Source organism: Faecalibacterium intestinale (assembly GCF_040096575.1).
In the GTDB taxonomy this organism is placed as follows: Bacteria; Bacillota; Clostridia; order Oscillospirales; family Ruminococcaceae; genus Faecalibacterium; species Faecalibacterium intestinale.
Genome location: NZ_JBBMEN010000005.1, coordinates 194,794 through 211,243, shown reverse-complemented (window position 1 = coordinate 211,243; position 16,450 = coordinate 194,794). Strand labels below are relative to the sequence as shown.

Below are 16,450 nucleotides of genomic sequence, written 5' to 3'. Positions count from 1 at the left end.
ACGGAGAGAAACTCGTTCACCAGCAGGCAGTGGGTCGGCTGGGTATACTTTTTTGCCGCCTTGCTTGTCAATGTGGCTACGATCAGCGTAGGGGAGTAAAAATTTCCCACATCGTTCTGAAGAACGACTGCCGGACGATTCCCGCTTTGCTCTGAACCGATGGCGTTGTCGAAACGGGTGAAGAAAATGTCTCCACGCTGGAATTTCCAGTTTTGAATCAATAGCTGTCCTCCTTTTGCAATATGTACACCGCCCGCTGCACCTCCTTGGCAGTGGGCGGTGTGTTTGTTCAGCGGTTCATCACAACGTAGTCATGACCGCGCCGGGTCTGGCAGACAGTGCAAGTGTCCATGCTCCGGTCCGCGCTGGGAACAATGGCGATTTTGAACGCCTTGGATTCTACAAAACTACAAAGGCAGACACCGCAGAGCGTGCGGATGGACCGAATCATCTCCGGGGTCAGTTCCATTTCCTCGTAGATCGCTTGCTCTAAGGTGGTACGGTCGTTTTCGTTCATAAAGCCTCCTATTATGTAGGACGAAAATGTGGATATATGGAATAAGTAAAAAGAACAGGCGTGGACGAAGACCGAAAACAGCATTCGGCCACGCCTGATTTAATAAGTTAAGGTCTCGCATATTCGCCCTCGGCTCCCTGCGAGTGGGGCATAAACATCTGGCAGCGGACTTGTACCGCTTCATTGGCATTTCAGCCACCCCGCCTGCTTTGTGACCGGGCCGCGAATTACGGAAGTATCATTATCGGAGTACCAGATGACGGAACTATTCAGTTTTCAAAGAACAGGAGTGCAGACATTTCGTTCAACGGCTTTCGCCGTCTGGTGAATTGTCCTTACACTTACGAGCCATCGAGAAGGGTCAATTCGTAGCATTAAAATTGAAGTTTTTCAAAAATTTAGTAATTCTCTTGATTTTTATGCTAATAGTAGGGCGGGATACGCCGTAGACTTTAGATATTTCAGTGATGTCGTATCCCTCGTAAGCGTACATGGTGATGATTTCCAAATCTTCGACTTTCAAAGTTTCGAGTGCAGTAAGCAACTGTTCGTTCTCAATCTCACCAATCCATGCAAAACGGCTTTTGGTTTCGTGGTAGGTATCCGTTACGGTAACGGCTTTTTCATACTGCTTGAAGTCGCTGGTTTCCTTGGCTGCGCAATCATCGGCAGCACCAGAAACCGTCATTGTGTTAGTGATGTAGGCACGTTCGCTATTAAGAACACCCAAATCAAACTCGTACATAGCCTGAATTGCATCTTCGCTCATTCCTGCTTCGCGGTACTGCACACGAAGATGCTCCCACTTTGCGTTCAGCTTGCGACGTTCATTGCCATTATTGAAACTCATGTGTAACCTCCAAATTTTCGATAAAACGTGAGAAGTCGAAAATTCGGAGATGCTACGGATATTTCGCCACTTGGGGCAGCCACGAAAAGAGGGCAAACATAAAACCTGCTCCTTTTCGGGAGCAGGCTTCCTGAAGCTATAAAAAATAGCCGGACAACAGCCGACTGAGAGATTCTCAAGCGAAAATCACTCAATCAGGCTGTTGCCCGGCTATTTGGTGCTACGTTTCATACATCACCCGGAGGTGACGGCCCGTTGCTCGGTGCGAACAGTCCATATTCAGGGTGCAATGCACCCGATTTATTGTTTTAGGGGGTCACTTCTTTCTTCGGAATGATAAATCAATGCGGAGGAGCGTATTGCAACGGTGGCATTTCAGATGAATCATGCCGCTGCAGCCGTTGATTTTTTGATACAGCTTTATACCACAGTTTTCGCAAAACTGCCAGCCTTCAAGGTGATCTTTCAGTCGATCCTTCATGTCAGCCGACCTCCGTCAACGAAGATGGGTGGCGATGCCGCAGCTTGGATGGGAGAGATGGTAGAAAACTTCCCGCTGGAGGCTCTTTCATCAGCCAATCCGGTTCTATCATTAGCCGATGAACCTGTGCAAAGGGGTGCGGATGAGCACAACCAGCAACTTTGCAGCCTGCAGGTTTTGCTAATAAAAACCTTGAACCGAAATAACTCATGTGTGTACGCCTCCTATCAAATTTTTGTTTAATTCTATATAGCTTTTGGGGAATGTGCTGATTATATCCTAAAAATTTGTATACTTCAATACGTTAAAGAAAGTTTGGAGAACCATTCAAAGAAATGCTCTAAACAAAAGCTGAATACGGTTATTTTGACATAGCAACGCTACTTATATAGAGTGAAGCACTACTTATAAATAGTGGTGTCAGGAATTGAGATTTTGTGATACCAAAAAAGACACCCTCGCTTTTGATAGGAATCTCATGCAGGGATGTCCATATCTCAACGCGAAGGTGTCTTAATAACGAGGGTCATCTCATCACGGCTACGATCTCTTTTATGATGTTTAGTAGCTGATGAAATTGTTCTGGGGAAAGATCACGAGTAATCTGAGAGAAATACTGCAATGCGGCAGTATTCATATCAACTGTTGCGCTTTTATCTATGAAAAGGTCTTCTACGCTGATGTCCAGACCCTTGCAAATACGTTCCAGCGTGTTCAAGGTTGGATTCTGAACGCCGCGCTCAATATGCCCAACGTATGCGGCATTCATGTCACAACGTAAAGCAAAAAGCTCTAGGCTTAACCCCTCTTCTTTGCGTATCTTTCTGATCCGTTCTCCAACAAGGGATGCTAGTTCGGCTGGTTCAGATTCAGACTGATCTTTCGCTTTTTTTCACAGAGAACACCTCATTTACGGGCAATCATCAGATGCCACGGAACGTAAAGGTGAACTCCACAGGCTTGGTTACATCAGGAATATACTCCGGGTGGACATTGGCACCCCAGCTGTCATCACCACCGACGCCCATCTGCTCGCCGATGGCACGGATGACCGTGTAATGGACCGGGGGCAGCTCGTAGGGATGCTTGGCACTCTCCATTTCATGGGGAGTGTAGGGCAGCGCAGAGAAGAACATGGGCTTTGCGGCATCCGCGGTAAACAGCAGCCCGCGACCCTTGCGGTCCACTACCTTTGCCCAGCGCACAGCGGTCTTTGCACCGCACTCCTGCGGCACAAGGTACTGTGCCATGTTGCCTGCGACCTTGTTCTGGTAAATGCCCAGCTTTGCACCATGCTGACGATCCCAGTAGGTCTCCGCAGGGCCGTTTCCGTACCACTCCACCGTGTCGTAGTCAGCGTCGATCTTGAACAGTACGCCGAACTCCGGCATTGCTGCAAGTCCTTCCACCGGGTCATAGTGCAGGGTGGTCTGGATGCGGCCATCACCGAACACACGGTACTGCAGGCTGCACTCTGCTGCGGGGCTGGTCTGGAGGTTATAGAGATAGGTCACGACCACGCTGTCGGCTTCCACCTCGCAGGTGGGGTTCTGGAGGATGGTGCCGCCATGAACAGACGGGATCTCCTTGCCGATGCCCTTGGCGGTAGCGTACAGACTTGCCAGCTTCCACTGACCGCGAACGCCGCCCATGTTGTTGCCGCAGTCGTTGTCGGTGGGAGCGCGCCAGAAGTTGGGACGGGGAATCTCCTGAATCATCTCCTTGCCGGCATAGCGGTAGGAAGTCAGACCGCCATTCAGATCGGAGAACAAAACATCGAAATTCTCACCCCGGACGCCGATGTTGTGTGTACCGTGCGTAACGATAAACGGCGTGACCTTCTTGCTGGGAATGGAACGAACCACAGCAATCACACCCTGTCCAAAGGCGACTTCATGGCCTTTCTTTGCCCAGCTGGTGTCCTCCTTCAAACGGAAGCTGATGGTCACTGCATATTCACCGGGGAGCGCAGGGACCATAAACGGCAGTGGGAAGCTGGAACGCTCTTCGGGAGCAACATCAATATTGGTCAGTTTCTGCTGCTGATACAGCTTTCCATCACGGTGCAGCAGAGCAACGCAGTCGAAAGCATCCGTAGAGGTGAACAGGTTCTTATTCCAGACTTCAAAGCCAGAATTGTCGATGGAAACTGCGATATTCTGATAGCAGAACTTGACCTCCTGCATCTTGGGAGAAGGAGCACGGTCACCACCGTAGGCAATGCCGTTTCCGCTGAAATTATAGTCGGTAGGACGCTCACCGAAGTCGCCGCCGTAGGCTTGAAACCACTTGCCGTAGCGGTCTTTTTTCCAGATGGACTGGTCGATGTAATCCCAGATGAAGCCGCCCTGATAGCCGCAGTCCTTCTGGTCGGCAAGTTCCGTGTACTTGTGCAAAGCACCGTTGGAGTTGCCCATAGCATGAGAATATTCGCACTCGATATAAGGCCGCTTATCGCCCTGTGCCAGATACTCTTTAATGTCCTTCACAGTGCTGTACATATGGCTCTCGATATCGGTGGTTTCGAGGAAGCGGGGATCATTGACCACACCTTCATAATGCACCAGACGGGTGTCATCAAAGCGGCGGACCATCTCTGCCATCTGGAGCAGGGTCTCACCGCCAAACGATTCGTTGCCCAGAGACCAGATCAGAACGGCAGGATGGTTTTTGTCACGCTGGTAAGTGGAATTCATGCGGTCAAACAAGACAGCTTTCCACTCCGGCTTATCATTGGGCAAAACGCCCTCGATGCCGCGAATGCCCGCCTGATGGATGTCCCATGTGCCATGGGATTCCAGATTGTTCTCTGCGATCAGATACAGACCATACTCGTCGCACAGGTCGTACAGCGCATCCTGATTCTGGTAATGGCTGGTACGGATGGCATTGATGTTGTTCTGCTTCATGGTGATGATATCCCGAAGCAGTTCCTCATGGGTGTGTACGCCCACAGCACGACCTGTAATGGAGCTGAACTCATGACGGTTGGCACCCTTGAACACGATGCGCTTGCCGTTGAGCAGCATCCGATTGTTCTTCAACTCGAACTTGCGGAAACCGACTTTCTGCCCAGTCACCTCTACCAGATGGCCTGCATCGTCCAGCAGCTCGATTTCCAGTTCATACAGAGCCGGGTCCTCTGCACTCCACAGGTGGGGGCTCTCCACCGCATGGCTGAACAACGCAGAGCCGCCGTTCAGTGCGATTTTTTCGGAGAACACTTCCAGTTCACTGCGGCGCAGGGTCAGACGGGCTGCGCCCTTACCCTCCACCTGCAGTGCAACTTCCAGCGTGGAATGAGTAAAATCATCCCCGGCAAACAGCGTTTTGACGGATATATCTTCCAGATGCACGGTGGGGATGGCGTACAGCCACACGCTGCGGAAGATGCCGGAGAAGCGGAAGAAGTCCTGATCTTCGCACCAGCTGGAGGAAGTCCACTTGAACACCTGCACAGCAAGTTTGTTCACGCCCGGCTGGAGATAGGGAGTCAGATCGAATGCGTGTGCGGAGAAGCTGTCCTCGGTGTAACCCACATAAGACCCGTTCAGCCAAAGAGCCATGCCGCTTTCCACACCCTCGAACTCGATGTGGACGGGCTTGCCCTGCATGGATTCCGGCAGCTCGAAGTATTTTACATAGCTTGCCACCGGATTGAACCACTGCGGGATCTCACCCGGCTGTACTTCTTCACGGCCATCCCACGGATACTGAACATTCGCGTACTGGGGAATGTCGTAGCCCTCCATCTGGATGTGTGCCGGAACATGAATGTCATCCCAGCCGCTGCAATCGTAATCCGTCTTTTCAAAGCCGGGGATGGCACTGGTGTAGTTCTTTGCGTAGGCGAATTTCCAGATGCCGTCCAGCTTCAGCGCAAGCGAAGATTCTCCTGCCAGATATTCCTCGCGGGAAGCGTAAGTACGGAAACTTGCATGAGCATTCAGCACGTTTTCCTTGAAAAAGGTGGGGTCTTTTACTTTTGCAAAATCAAATGCAGCCATAGTATTTCCTCATTTACCTTTTATAATTTTATAATATTTCTCCAGCCTCCCCGGAGGAATCGCTGGATTCCTCCGGGGAACGGCAGATGAAGGAGAAATGATAATGGCTTGTTATCAGACTGCTGCACGCAGTTTTTCATTTGCTTCTTCGACCTTCATACGAGAGAGAATGAAGGTGATGATGGCATCCAGAGCAAACGGAATCACCAGATACATGATCTTCAGCATATTGATGCAGGAATCCGGCTGAACGGTCAGAGCGCTGTCAAAATGGCTTGCAGCCAGCAGCCAGCCGGTGATGGCGGTGCCAAGGCCGCCGCCAAGTTTTACGCCCAGAGAAGTGCAGGAGTACATCGTGCCATCCACGCGCTTATGCTTCGTCAGCCAAGTATATTCAGAGCAAGCAGCAATCGCAGCGTTCATATCGCCCTGCCAAGGACCCTGACCAAGAGCTGCAATTGCAGTAAAGAGCAGCATCAAGGTCACATTGCCGCTGCCCGTGTAACCAGCTACAGCAACCAGTGCACGAGAAATCGTTGCCAGAGTATAGCTCATTACATTCAGCTTATACATTCCATTCCACTTTGCAACCAAGGTCGGGGTGAACACCAGCGCGATGATCAGAGGAATGTTGATTGCCCAAGAGAATACACCGAACAGATTTTGGTTGCCAAGGATGTAGGTTGCATAGTAGGTGCCCATGCTGATCATGGCACCGTAGATCTGCTGCAAAATGTAGGTGACGCAAATCATCATATAATATTTGTTACCAGCAAGCAGCTTTGCAGCCTGAACCAGATTGTACTTTTCGTCCTGTTCGATTTCCCTTTTGTCGGTGGTATCCACCAATTCGCCTTCCGGCAGTTCCTTCACGGAGAAAACGGAGAGGGTGTTGACAAGCAGACCGATGATGGCGTAGATGATTGCAACAGTGCGCCAACCGGCAGCACCACCGCCCAATGCCGTAACAGCACCCAGCGTGATGGACTGGATGAGCAGGCTGGTGGCAAAGGCGAACATGAAACGCCAAGAACCCATCTCGACCTGTTCGGCACTGTTCTTCGTGATGAGAGCAGTCAGTGCAGAGTAAGCAATGTTGTTGGCAGTGTAGAATACAGCGTTCAGCAGAGTATATGCGATCAGGAACCATGCGTACTGTGCAAACTGTCCCAGATTGGTCGGGATGGCGAAAATTGCCACCAGCGTAATGGCACAGCCAATGTAGCCGTACAGCATCCAAGGACGGGCTTTACCCATCTTAGAATGCGTTTTGTCAATCAAAGAACCAAAGAAAATGTCCGTCACACCGTCCAGCAGTTTGGAAACTGCAATCAGAGTGCCGACAATACCGGGGTTCAGGCCAACGGTGTTGGTCAGATAGATCATGACGAAGGAGGACAGGAATGCATACACCACGTTGCCTGCAATATCGCCTGAACCATAGCCGACTTTATTATACCACTTTAGATAACGTTTCTCAGTCATTGTGCTTTCTCCCATCTTGCTTGTTTTGTGTGGGCGCGACCAATCTGCTGCGCACTTCAGACTGGAATTCCCATTACGCAAGTTGCCCAAATCTCTTGCGTTTCGTCTGAAAATATTATAGAATCTAATGGAACGAAAAGATATAGACAAGATGGAACAAAATATGCACAAAATCAAAGAGTTTGTAATTTTTTGATAGAACATTTCCCAAATCACTGTAAAATCTCTGAAGATGAGGAGGACGCAGGGATGTATTTCAACTCAGGATATTTGAACAACTCCCGTTTGGATTTCAAAGACTACTCAAAGCCGCTGGTCGTAGGCAGCTGCGGCACTTATCGCTTGAAAAAACGCCCTAAGCTACCTACTTTTTGGGCAAAGGGTCGCAGAGACTATCAAATCCTCTATGTGGCATCTGGTAAAGCACACTTCTGGTTCGATGGTGTTGAGGAAGTGGTGACTTCTGGACACATGGTGCTTTATCAGCCGCAAGAAATCCAGAAGTATGTCTACTATGTTGAAGATCACCCGGAGGTGTTCTGGATTCACTTTACGGGATATGATGTCAAAAACATCCTGAACTATCACGGAATACCCTTGGACAAGCACGTTTTTTACAGCGGCACACTGCCGGATTACAAAATGCTGTTCCGAAAGATCATCCGGGAACTGCAACAATGTGAATATGGCTATGAAGACTATATTGCTTCTTTATTCGACATCATTCTGCTTTTAGTAAGCAGGCAACAGCAGGAAAGCGAGAAAACAACTACAAGCATCCCCGAAGAAATCGAAGCCGCCGTTGCCTACTTTAACGAGAATTATAATACAAAGGTCAGTGTGGACGATTACGCAGAATCGCTGCATATCAGTACGAACTGGTTTATCCGTAATTTTAAGCAGTACATGAAAATAAGCCCTGCACAATACATCCTGTCCCTTCGGATGGTAAATGCACAAAGCTTATTGGAGAACACCGAATACAATATTGGAGAAATTGCAGAGATCGTAGGGTATGATAACCCACTCTATTTTAGCCGGGTATTCAAGAAAGAGTATGGTGTCAGTCCGGCACAGTACCGAAAGAATCTGGAAGAATCTACTGAAAAATGAGAAAGATTCCTTATAAATAAGGAGAGTAGAACCATGCCGATAAAAAATGCGATCCACAGCCAACAAGTCTACGGCCCAACGGATGAATCCATCATGGCAGAGTAGGAACTTTGCATGGAGCGGCTGTATGCTTATAATCATACCCGCCCTTCCGAACACGCAAAACGGGAGCAGCTTTTGAAAGAAATGCTTGCAGAGTGCGGCGCAGGCTGCTGGATCGAGCCGCCGTTTCACGCCAATTGGGGCGGAAAGCACAAACACTTGGGCGATTTTTTGTTAAGATAGATAAAAACAGAAAATCTTGCAACAAACCAGTGATTTGCTGCGTTATCTGGATAAAAGGGTTTATAGAGAGGAGCCGAAGATAGTGAAAAAACTGGTAGTAGACGTTGGTAGTATGCTAATTGTGCAGTATTTGATATTTTACTTTATTGAAATAAGATTAGGGGAACAAGCGACCTTTACAAAGTTTATAACTAACAATTATATCCTTACTTTTTGGATAATTTATCTTGCAAGTCGGATTGTGAATTGCAAAATTAAAAAGCCCCGAAATGAGAAATAAATCTAAAAAGGAGCGTTTCGGATGAGAGTCGGAAAAATTGTGTTAATGTTTGCGGTAATAGCGGTGCTACTAATTATAATATTGGGCAGGCCAATAACGACTGATGCTCCACAAATTATGGGCAGTAAAGAAATTGAAGATGCACTTAATGCAGCATCCGAATTAGATGAGCAAAATGTTGTTCGTGTTGATATTCCAGACGGAAATGGCGGGTATAAAACGTTACAAGGAGAGGAAGCTAGAGAACATTATAGCAAAGCAGTAGAGCAAACACAAAAAGAGCTTTTAGATGATTTATACAAAGAAAACTCAAAGAAATCGATTAAATGAATGATAGAGGACTGTTGTTTTGCCTTGGATATTTTAATTAAAGGTCAATTTTCTACTCTGCCATGGTTGAAGCCGAGCGAGAGATGATGCTCAATCTCACTACCCAACACAAGCTGGGCATACTCCAAAGGCTTATCACATAATAGCCAGTCCCCAGCTCCAAAACTACTTTTAGAGGGTATGCAAGGAGGTCTCTTTATGTTAGAACATTTTTTCAAATCGCTAGTCGCAACAGTTTCTGACCCTTACCAATGCAATCGCATCACGGATGCGTTGGCAGCAGCTGGAATTAAATTCTATTGTAAATCCAAAGATGTCAATCGGCATAACACCTTTGATCAAGCAAGGATTGGAACCCTCGGCATAAAACCGCAGTATGTCACAGAGGTGTTTGTGGACAAAGAAAATGCTGATATGGCTCTGCACATTATACATACCCTGTCATAAGCCCGGATTTCCCCTGCGACCAAACATTCCGATATAAAAAGGACGCTGCCGCCTCTGGGTGAGAGGTTGCAGCGTCCTTTTGACATCAGAGGGCGAATGATCTGTCAGACCGAACGGTTCTCAGTAAATTGGATGCTTTTAGCTTGCATTTTCCTGATTTTCAAGAATGCGCCAGCCGTCCATCAGGTCTGAATTTTCCATAATAAAGGTGTGGGCGGTATCCTGTCCCCACGAGTTGTCGTATTTCAGCATCAGATAATCGCTCAACTCGGTTCGATTTTTGAACTTCAACAAGCGATACGGCTCCTGAAAAGCAACCTTTTCGACGAAATATACTGCATCCGATGTGGGCAACATGACGCCGACATGACCGATCATAAGAGAATTGTCCGTTTCAGAGAACTGATCGTGCAGGACTACGGAGACGAGACGAATCTTATCATCTTCCACGAAGGAGAGACCGCGTTTCTTCCATTCCTGCTGAATCGTTTTCAAATGGGTAGGAATATCGGTCGTATTGGTGGTTTTAACCGGGGCGAACAGCGCATCAAACTTTTGCCGTTCGTCGCCGCAAAGGGATTCCGGGTCGGAATCCAGTGTTTCATAGTCCATAAACAGGGTGTCCTCGGCTGAGTCAAGGTCTGCCTTGCCCGTGACAGTGATAAAATCACCAAACAGCCCACAGGTAGTGATCCGACAGTTCCAGCCGGGGAAGGTATCGTATTTTTCTGCCCATGCGTCCTGCATGGAGTAAGGATCGTATTTCAAATCCGAAGGCTTGGCATTTTCAAACCCTGTGGTGAGCCATGTCGGGTCCACAGCATTGTTGAACTTTTGCGCATGATCAAAGAAGGTCTGTATCCGCAGGTCGGATACGCCGGCATCCTGCAAAAGTTTGGAAAGAAGATCCTGTGTATCCGAATCTGCTAAATTGGAGTATTCGATTTGCTGAAGGACGGGCTGAGAGGTTTTTTGAGTGCAGCCCACTGCCAGAAGCGCACCGCAAAAAAGTGCAGCGGTGCAGACAAGAAAAGTTCGACGTTTCAAAAATGGTCACCTCGTTGTGTTTTTCGGAAAGTTTCTTTGAGTGCCGGAGTCTTAACCATAAGCGAAGAGAGCAACGCCGTTGGTCTCGTAACGAATGGTATCACAGATAAACAAAGAAAATCAATGGCTTCTGTCGTATTTGACCATAAATTCATGCTGGACATTTGCACAAAGTTATGGTATAATTCTTTCTGCAATTGCGGGTATAGTACATCGGCTAGTATATCAGCCTTCCAAGCTGAGGAGGTGGGTTCGATTCCCATTACCCGCTCCACAAGACCTGAATCTTGAACGGTTCGGGTCTTTTCTTTTTGCCCCGGTGGCAGGGGAAATGTTGCAAACCGGCGGCGGAAATGCTACAATAGAGCCATCAAAACGCTGAAGGGGGAACGCCGCTATGGAATTCCGCGATAAACCGATGGAGAACCTTATTCGCCTGCAGGAGAAGGATATCTGCAAAAATATCAACGCCCTGCTGCTGGAGGGCGAGCAGATCGTGGGCGCTTACAAGACGGTGCGCGATCAGGTGGTGTTCACCAGCCACCGCATCATCATGGTGGATATGCAGGGGGTTACGGGCACGCGGCAGCAGCTTTTTGTGCTGCCCTACCGCAAGGTGCTGCACTACGGCATCCAGACGGCGGGCTTTGGCGACCCGCTGCAGGCGTCCCAGCTGACGGTCTGCTTTGCGGACGGTCACGAGGCCAAGTTTGGCTTTATCGGGCAGAAGGACCTGTTTCAGGTGGCAAACGCCATCAGCGCCCGCATTTTGTAAGAAAAATTATGAACCAAAGCCGCTGCACAAGGGTTTGTGCGGCGGCTTTTTTTACGCATTTTTGCGGCTGGTTGTATACAAAACGCATGAAAATTTGAAACAAAATGTAAAACAATGTGCCAAAATAGGCGAAAAACTGAGAAACACAAAACTTTGTGCCACAAGATGAAAACATGATTGACATTTTGTTTCGTCTCGCGTACAATTCGGGGCATAAGGCAGTCCCGCTGCTGCGGGACAAAAAAGCGCGAATACAGGCATATTGTCGCATTGCGGCAAAAGAATGGGAGGACCTTACCATGTCAACCAAATTTTCCCGTAAAACGTTCCTGAAGGGCAGCGTTGCCGGTCTGGGCATGATGGCGCTCAACGTGTGCACCGCCGGGGCAGCCTCTGCTGCCGAGCCCGCAGCCGCCGCAGCGGAGGATACCAACTCCCTGAACCTCATCCCTAAAAAGGCGGCCTCGGTCAAGGTGACCAGCCGCGGCAGCGTGAGCGGCGGCTGGCAGGGCGAGCCGGTGTTCCCCAACTGGAAGGGCTACGTCGACGATACGCTGGCCATGAACCACATGTACACCTTTGTGGGCTACGCAGGGCAGGGAACGCTGTGCGTGGAGCCCGAGTCGGGCGTGACCGGCTTTAACCTGTTCGTCAATAACCGCCAGATCAACACCGCTGCCATGGCGGCAGGCGGCGTGTGGAACGTGGACATTTCCGGTCAGACCATCAACGGCCGCAACACCATTCAGGTGGGCGGCATCCGTCCCCGCGGCAAAAAGGTGACTGTGCGGGTGGGCTACCCCACCGTGCAGGAGGGCAGCCTGCAGGACGTGGGCATCGACCGCGATGCACTGGAACTGCTGGAGCAGATCATTCAGGCAGACGTGAACAATGGCTTCCCCAGCGCACAGATGGCCATTGTGAAAAACGGCAAGCTGGTGTACCAGAACGCCTGGGGCAAGGTCAACTCCTATAACCCGGACGGCACCCCCAAGACCGACAGCCCGGCTGTGACTAACGATACCCTGTACGATCTGGCCTCCAACACCAAGATGTACACCGCAAACTACGCATTGCAGTACCTCGTCACGCAGGGCAAGGCCAATTTGGACAGCCGTCTGGTAGACCTGCTGGGCAGCGCCTTTGTGGAGGACACCATCGATATTACCTACAACGGCTACGAGAACCCGGGCCTGAAGGTCAACAAGCAGTGGAAGGCAGAACTGACCCTGCGCGATATCCTGCGCCATCAGGCAGGCTTCCCCGCAGACCCTCAGTATTACAACGATTCCTACGATCAGAGCAGTCAGTCCATCGTGCCGGGTGCCGTGAATGTGTTGTATTCCGGATCGGATGGAAGTACCGAGACCCGCACCGAAACGCTGCATTCCATTTTCAAAACGCCGCTGATGTACGAACCGGGTACCAAGACTGTTTATTCGGACGTGGATTATATGCTGCTGGCGTTCGTGATCGAGAAAATCACCGGCAAAGGCCTGGATGTGTTCCTGAAAGAGACGTTCTGGGATCCTATGGGTCTGACCCGCACCACCTACAACCCTCTGCAGAACGGCTTTGCTCCCAACGACTGCGCCGCTACCGAGCTGAACGGTGATACCCGGGACGGATATGTTTCCTTTACCGGGGCGCGCACCGTAACTACACAGGGCCAGGTGCATGATGGCAAAGCCTATTTCTGTATGGCGGGCATCTCGGGTCATGCAGGCCTGTTCTCCACCGCTACGGAGCTGGCAAAGCTGGCCTCTGTCATGCTTGCCGGCGGCTACGGAGAGAACCGCTACTTCTCCCGCAACGTAATGGACACCTTTACCGCACCCAAGAAGGAGGACGCTGCCAACTGGGGCCTGGGCTGGTGGCGTGAGGGCGACAACCAGCGCTGCTGGTATTTCGGCACGCAGTCCTCGCCCAATACCATTGGACACCAGGGCTGGACGGGCACGCTGACCATGATCGACCCTAGCGAAAATCTGGTGGTGGTCTACCTGACCAACAAGATTAACTCCCGCATTACAGACCCTGCCAATGTGAATGAGTTCAATGGTAACTGGTATACGGCTTCTACGCTGGGTTTTGTGGCACAGCTGCTGTATCAGGGTCTGCAGAACCACGGCACCGACCCCAACAACGCTTACAGTGCCCTGCTGGAGGATATGGCTGAAAGCAAGTTTGCGCTGGTGGCCGAGGGCGGCAGCGTGCCTGCTACCCACCCTCTGGTGCGCTCCGGTTATGCTGTGCTGGAGGCTATGGCTGCCCACGCAAACTCCACCCACTCTTATCTGGACCGCAACTATTTCAACGATGCCCTCACTCTGCTGGATGACACCCGCGATGCAGAGGAACTGGCAAAGCTGAAAAAGATGCTCAATAAGTTCTGAAAACAGAACACGGCACAGTACTGCAGTACAAAAAGCAGGCTGTCTGAAAGATGTATAAGAAAACGATTGATTTAAAGGAGGAACTTTTTATGGCTACCAAATTCTCTCGTAAAACTTTTCTGAAAGCGGGTGCTGCTGGTCTTGGCATGATGGCACTTAATGTGTGCACCGCCAGTGCCGCTGCACCGCAGGAGGATGCCAACTGCTTGGATTTCCTGTTCAAAAAGCAGAAAACGCCCAAGACTACCTATGCGGGCACCCGCAAAACGCTGTTCTGGTACTCCGAGACACTGAAGCAGGACTGCAACTATTCGGTTTATCTGCCTGCCAGCTACGATGGAAATAACAAGGCACAGGCCTATCCGGTCATTTACCTGATGCACGGCGTAGGCGGCCATCAACTCAATATGATCGAGCGTTTCTCCACACCGGATATCCTCAACGATCTGATCGGAAGCGGGGAACTGCCCGAGTGCATTGCAGTGTTCATTGATGGTTACAACTCCTTTTATTACGATGGACCCGGCCTTGCCATGGAAACGGCCATCATCCATGATCTGATCCCGTTTATCGACAAAACTTACAACACGTTGGCCAGCAAGGAAGGCCGCATCATCGGCGGCATTTCCATGGGTGGTTATGGTGCAGCCCGCTTTGCAGTGAAATATCCGCAGATGTTCTCGGCGGCACTGATGATGTCCCCGGCAGTCTGGCGCAATAGTCAGGGCAATGCCTGCTCTTCGCTGCATCTGTTCAACAACTTTGACCAGGCAACCTGGGACGCAGAACATCCGGTAGCCTTCCTTGCTTCCTATACCGTTGCCAACAGCCCGGTAAAGTTCTATGCCATCCATGGCACTGAGGACACGGTGGTGCCCCCGGCTGATGTGGAAGCATTTGTCGAAAAACTGAGCCAGGTAGCAGAAGTGGAATATGTGCCCTATGAGGGCGGCATCCACGCTTGGACGACCTGGAAAGAAACCTGCCGCGAAGCGCTGAAATACGCCGGTAAAGTGCTGCAGGCATAAGGAGACGCCATTCTCCACATCTTTCGATCCCCGGGAAGTCCATAGAAACCAGAAAGGCCCGTGCTGCTCCAAACAGCGCGGGCCTTTCTGGTGTTGCTGTATACGAAAAAAAGAGAATGGCGGTTTTGAAAAAGGGTAAAAGCTCAGCAGCTGGTTTTGCGTACCAGCTGCCGGTGCATCAGCGCCATCAGCACTAGAAATACCAGCAGATAGAAGGGGAATAGCGCCGGGGTGATGTTATTGGCAAGCACGCCGAACAGCGGCGGCATGGCAAGATTGCCCACATAGGCGCTGCTCATCTGGATGCCGATGACGGCCTGAGAATTCTGTGCGCCGAAGTGCGCCGGGGTGGAGTGGATGACGCTGGGGTAGATGGGCGCACAGCCCAGCCCTACCAGCACAAGCCCGGCCAGCGCAAAGACCTGAGCACCGGGCAGCAGCAGGGCGGCAATGCCCACGCCCAGCACTGCAAACCCCAGACGGATCATCTGATCGTCGCTCAGTTTCAAGGTCAAAAAGCCGCAGACGCCCCGCCCCACCGTGATGCCGATATAGAACAGGCTGGCAAAGCTGGCAGCCGTCTGGGCGGGCACCTGCCGCACAAGGGTCAGGTAGCTGCTGGCCCAAAGCCCGGCGGTGGTCTCCAGTGCGCAGTAACAGAAAAAGCAGAGCATCACTTCCTTCGCGCCCGGCAGCGCGAACACCTGCGGCAGGGTCAGCGCCTTGGGCGCGGTGCCGTCCGGGGCGGCGTCGGGGCGTTTATGCCACAGGGGCAGGCTGCAAAAAAGCACGGCAGAAAGTGCGATCTGGAACAGGGCGATGTACCGGTAGCCGCTGTTCCAGCCCAGCCCGCCGGAAAGCGCCGCGCCCATCACCACAGGGCCGATGGTGGTGCCTACGCCCCACATACAGTGCAGCCAGCTCATGTGGCGGCTCTGGTAATGCAGAGCAACGTAGTTGTTCAGGGCGGCATCCACGCTGCCCGCGCCCAAGCCGTAGGGGACAGCCCACAGACAGAGCATCCAGAACCGGCCGGAGATCGAAAAGCCGAACAGCGCCGCAGCGGTCATGCCCACGCTGAGGGCGGTCACCCTGCCCGTGCCCAGCGCCCGGGTGAGCCGGTCGCTGTTCAGGCTGGAAACGATGGTGCCCAGCGAGATGATCATGGACAGGATGCCCGCGTAGGAGAAGGGGACGCCCAGCTGAGGGTACATGGTGGGCCATGCAGACCCCAGCAGGGAATCCGGCAGGCCAAGGCTGATAAAGGCTAAGTAAATAATGGGCAGCAAAAGCTGTGTCATAGGAAGCGTTCCTCCACAGATGATTTGATGGCGTGCTCCGCAGTGTATGCGGGTGCGCTATAAGAATAACATGACCGGACGGGAAATCATAGGGCAAAAGCGCCTGCT

General features: G+C 51.0%; 16 protein-coding genes, 1 tRNA gene and 1 pseudogene. 9 read left to right on the top strand and 9 right to left on the bottom strand.

The window, feature by feature from the left end; translation table 11 throughout:
* From WMO20_RS06700 to WMO20_RS06690, 3 genes are all read right to left on the bottom strand, one after another.
* Positions 1–221, bottom strand: a 221-nt coding sequence (locus tag WMO20_RS06700; RefSeq protein WP_349186207.1) for a type II toxin-antitoxin system PemK/MazF family toxin, incomplete at its 3' end; no start/stop codon positions are given.
* 68 nt (positions 222–289) lie between these two features.
* Positions 290–517, bottom strand: coding sequence for a hypothetical protein (locus WMO20_RS06695; protein ID WP_015538297.1), 228 nt, complete (start codon positions 515–517; stop codon positions 290–292).
* 361 nt (positions 518–878) lie between these two features.
* A complete protein-coding gene (locus WMO20_RS06690) occupies positions 879–1,367 on the bottom strand; it encodes a sigma-70 family RNA polymerase sigma factor (RefSeq protein ID WP_005946633.1) in 489 nt (162 codons plus the stop codon).
* 367 nt (positions 1,368–1,734) lie between these two features.
* Here WMO20_RS06690 and WMO20_RS06685 point away from each other — a divergent pair, with 367 nt between their 5' ends.
* Complete coding sequence (locus WMO20_RS06685; RefSeq protein WP_112091949.1) at positions 1,735–2,091, top strand: hypothetical protein; 357 nt, start codon at positions 1,735–1,737, stop codon at positions 2,089–2,091.
* Positions 2,092–2,374: 283 nt separating this feature from the next.
* Here WMO20_RS06685 and WMO20_RS14475 read toward each other — a convergent pair whose 3' ends face one another.
* The 3 genes from WMO20_RS14475 to WMO20_RS06675 form a co-directional block, all read right to left on the bottom strand.
* The gene (locus tag WMO20_RS14475; protein ID WP_353963822.1) at positions 2,375–2,677 is read right to left on the bottom strand and encodes a helix-turn-helix domain-containing protein; all 303 of its coding nucleotides are present in this window, start codon (positions 2,675–2,677) and stop codon (positions 2,375–2,377) included.
* 94 nt (positions 2,678–2,771) lie between these two features.
* The gene (gene lacZ, locus WMO20_RS06680) at positions 2,772–5,855 is read right to left on the bottom strand and encodes a beta-galactosidase, LacZ type (protein ID WP_349186206.1); all 3,084 of its coding nucleotides are present in this window, start codon (positions 5,853–5,855) and stop codon (positions 2,772–2,774) included.
* A 114-nt stretch (positions 5,856–5,969) separates the two neighbouring features.
* On the bottom strand, positions 5,970–7,340 hold the full coding sequence (locus tag WMO20_RS06675) for an MFS transporter (RefSeq protein ID WP_349186205.1): 1,371 nt from the start codon (positions 7,338–7,340) through the stop codon (positions 5,970–5,972).
* A gap of 249 nt (positions 7,341–7,589) precedes the next feature.
* On the opposite strand from WMO20_RS06675, the gene WMO20_RS06670 reads away from it, so the two are divergent.
* The 3 genes from WMO20_RS06670 to WMO20_RS06660 all read left to right on the top strand — a co-directional run bounded on the left by WMO20_RS06670 (position 7,590) and on the right by WMO20_RS06660 (position 9,348).
* Positions 7,590–8,453 carry a helix-turn-helix domain-containing protein gene (locus tag WMO20_RS06670; RefSeq protein WP_349186204.1) on the top strand — a complete coding sequence of 288 codons (864 nt, stop codon included), beginning with the start codon at positions 7,590–7,592 and terminating at the stop codon, positions 8,451–8,453.
* A 114-nt stretch (positions 8,454–8,567) separates the two neighbouring features.
* Positions 8,568–8,738, top strand: coding sequence for a maltose acetyltransferase domain-containing protein (locus tag WMO20_RS06665; protein ID WP_349186203.1), 171 nt, complete (start codon positions 8,568–8,570; stop codon positions 8,736–8,738).
* A 301-nt stretch (positions 8,739–9,039) separates the two neighbouring features.
* Complete coding sequence (locus tag WMO20_RS06660) at positions 9,040–9,348, top strand: hypothetical protein (RefSeq protein ID WP_212792089.1); 309 nt, start codon at positions 9,040–9,042, stop codon at positions 9,346–9,348.
* 44 nt (positions 9,349–9,392) lie between these two features.
* Here WMO20_RS06660 and WMO20_RS06655 read toward each other — a convergent pair.
* Positions 9,393–9,500, bottom strand: a pseudogene (locus tag WMO20_RS06655) (DUF6061 family protein); the annotation flags it as partial.
* Between the two features lie 46 nt (positions 9,501–9,546).
* Here WMO20_RS06655 and WMO20_RS06650 point away from each other — a divergent pair.
* The gene (locus WMO20_RS06650; RefSeq protein ID WP_005941557.1) at positions 9,547–9,795 is read left to right on the top strand and encodes a hypothetical protein; all 249 of its coding nucleotides are present in this window, start codon (positions 9,547–9,549) and stop codon (positions 9,793–9,795) included.
* Between the two features lie 138 nt (positions 9,796–9,933).
* Here WMO20_RS06650 and WMO20_RS06645 read toward each other — a convergent pair whose 3' ends face one another.
* On the bottom strand, positions 9,934–10,842 hold the full coding sequence (locus WMO20_RS06645; RefSeq protein ID WP_349186202.1) for a DUF4300 family protein: 909 nt from the start codon (positions 10,840–10,842) through the stop codon (positions 9,934–9,936).
* A gap of 199 nt (positions 10,843–11,041) precedes the next feature.
* Here WMO20_RS06645 and WMO20_RS06640 point away from each other — a divergent pair.
* From WMO20_RS06640 to WMO20_RS06625, 4 genes are all read left to right on the top strand, one after another.
* Positions 11,042–11,116: transfer RNA gene (locus tag WMO20_RS06640), tRNA-Gly, on the top strand.
* A gap of 123 nt (positions 11,117–11,239) precedes the next feature.
* Positions 11,240–11,617, top strand: coding sequence for a PH domain-containing protein (locus tag WMO20_RS06635; protein ID WP_097780052.1), 378 nt, complete (start codon positions 11,240–11,242; stop codon positions 11,615–11,617).
* A gap of 299 nt (positions 11,618–11,916) precedes the next feature.
* A complete protein-coding gene (pbp4b, locus tag WMO20_RS06630; protein ID WP_349186201.1) occupies positions 11,917–14,013 on the top strand; it encodes a penicillin binding protein PBP4B in 2,097 nt (698 codons plus the stop codon).
* A gap of 89 nt (positions 14,014–14,102) precedes the next feature.
* Positions 14,103–15,041, top strand: a complete 939-nt coding sequence (locus WMO20_RS06625; RefSeq protein ID WP_349186200.1) for an alpha/beta hydrolase — start codon at positions 14,103–14,105, stop codon at positions 15,039–15,041.
* Between the two features lie 143 nt (positions 15,042–15,184).
* On the opposite strand, the gene WMO20_RS06620 is transcribed toward WMO20_RS06625, so the two are convergent.
* A complete protein-coding gene (locus tag WMO20_RS06620; protein ID WP_349186199.1) occupies positions 15,185–16,342 on the bottom strand; it encodes an MFS transporter in 1,158 nt (385 codons plus the stop codon).
* Between the last annotated feature and the right edge of the window lie 108 nt (positions 16,343–16,450).

What these genes read in the sequence shown, in the direction of transcription:
- WMO20_RS06620 (WP_349186199.1), bottom strand. Translation starts at nt 16,342, where the DNA reads ATGACACAGCTTTTGCTGCCCATTATTTACTTAGCCTTTATCAGCCTT.
- WMO20_RS06675 (WP_349186205.1), bottom strand. Translation starts at nt 7,340, where the DNA reads ATGACTGAGAAACGTTATCTAAAGTGGTATAATAAAGTCGGCTATGGT.
- WMO20_RS06660 (WP_212792089.1), top strand. Translation starts at nt 9,040, where the DNA reads ATGAGAGTCGGAAAAATTGTGTTAATGTTTGCGGTAATAGCGGTGCTA.
- lacZ (WP_349186206.1), bottom strand. Translation starts at nt 5,855, where the DNA reads ATGGCTGCATTTGATTTTGCAAAAGTAAAAGACCCCACCTTTTTCAAG.
- WMO20_RS06635 (WP_097780052.1), top strand. Translation starts at nt 11,240, where the DNA reads ATGGAATTCCGCGATAAACCGATGGAGAACCTTATTCGCCTGCAGGAG.
- WMO20_RS06670 (WP_349186204.1), top strand. Translation starts at nt 7,590, where the DNA reads ATGTATTTCAACTCAGGATATTTGAACAACTCCCGTTTGGATTTCAAA.
- WMO20_RS06695 (WP_015538297.1), bottom strand. Translation starts at nt 517, where the DNA reads ATGAACGAAAACGACCGTACCACCTTAGAGCAAGCGATCTACGAGGAA.
- WMO20_RS06665 (WP_349186203.1), top strand. Translation starts at nt 8,568, where the DNA reads ATGGAGCGGCTGTATGCTTATAATCATACCCGCCCTTCCGAACACGCA.
- WMO20_RS06650 (WP_005941557.1), top strand. Translation starts at nt 9,547, where the DNA reads ATGTTAGAACATTTTTTCAAATCGCTAGTCGCAACAGTTTCTGACCCT.
- WMO20_RS06690 (WP_005946633.1), bottom strand. Translation starts at nt 1,367, where the DNA reads ATGAGTTTCAATAATGGCAATGAACGTCGCAAGCTGAACGCAAAGTGG.
- pbp4b (WP_349186201.1), top strand. Translation starts at nt 11,917, where the DNA reads ATGTCAACCAAATTTTCCCGTAAAACGTTCCTGAAGGGCAGCGTTGCC.
- WMO20_RS06625 (WP_349186200.1), top strand. Translation starts at nt 14,103, where the DNA reads ATGGCTACCAAATTCTCTCGTAAAACTTTTCTGAAAGCGGGTGCTGCT.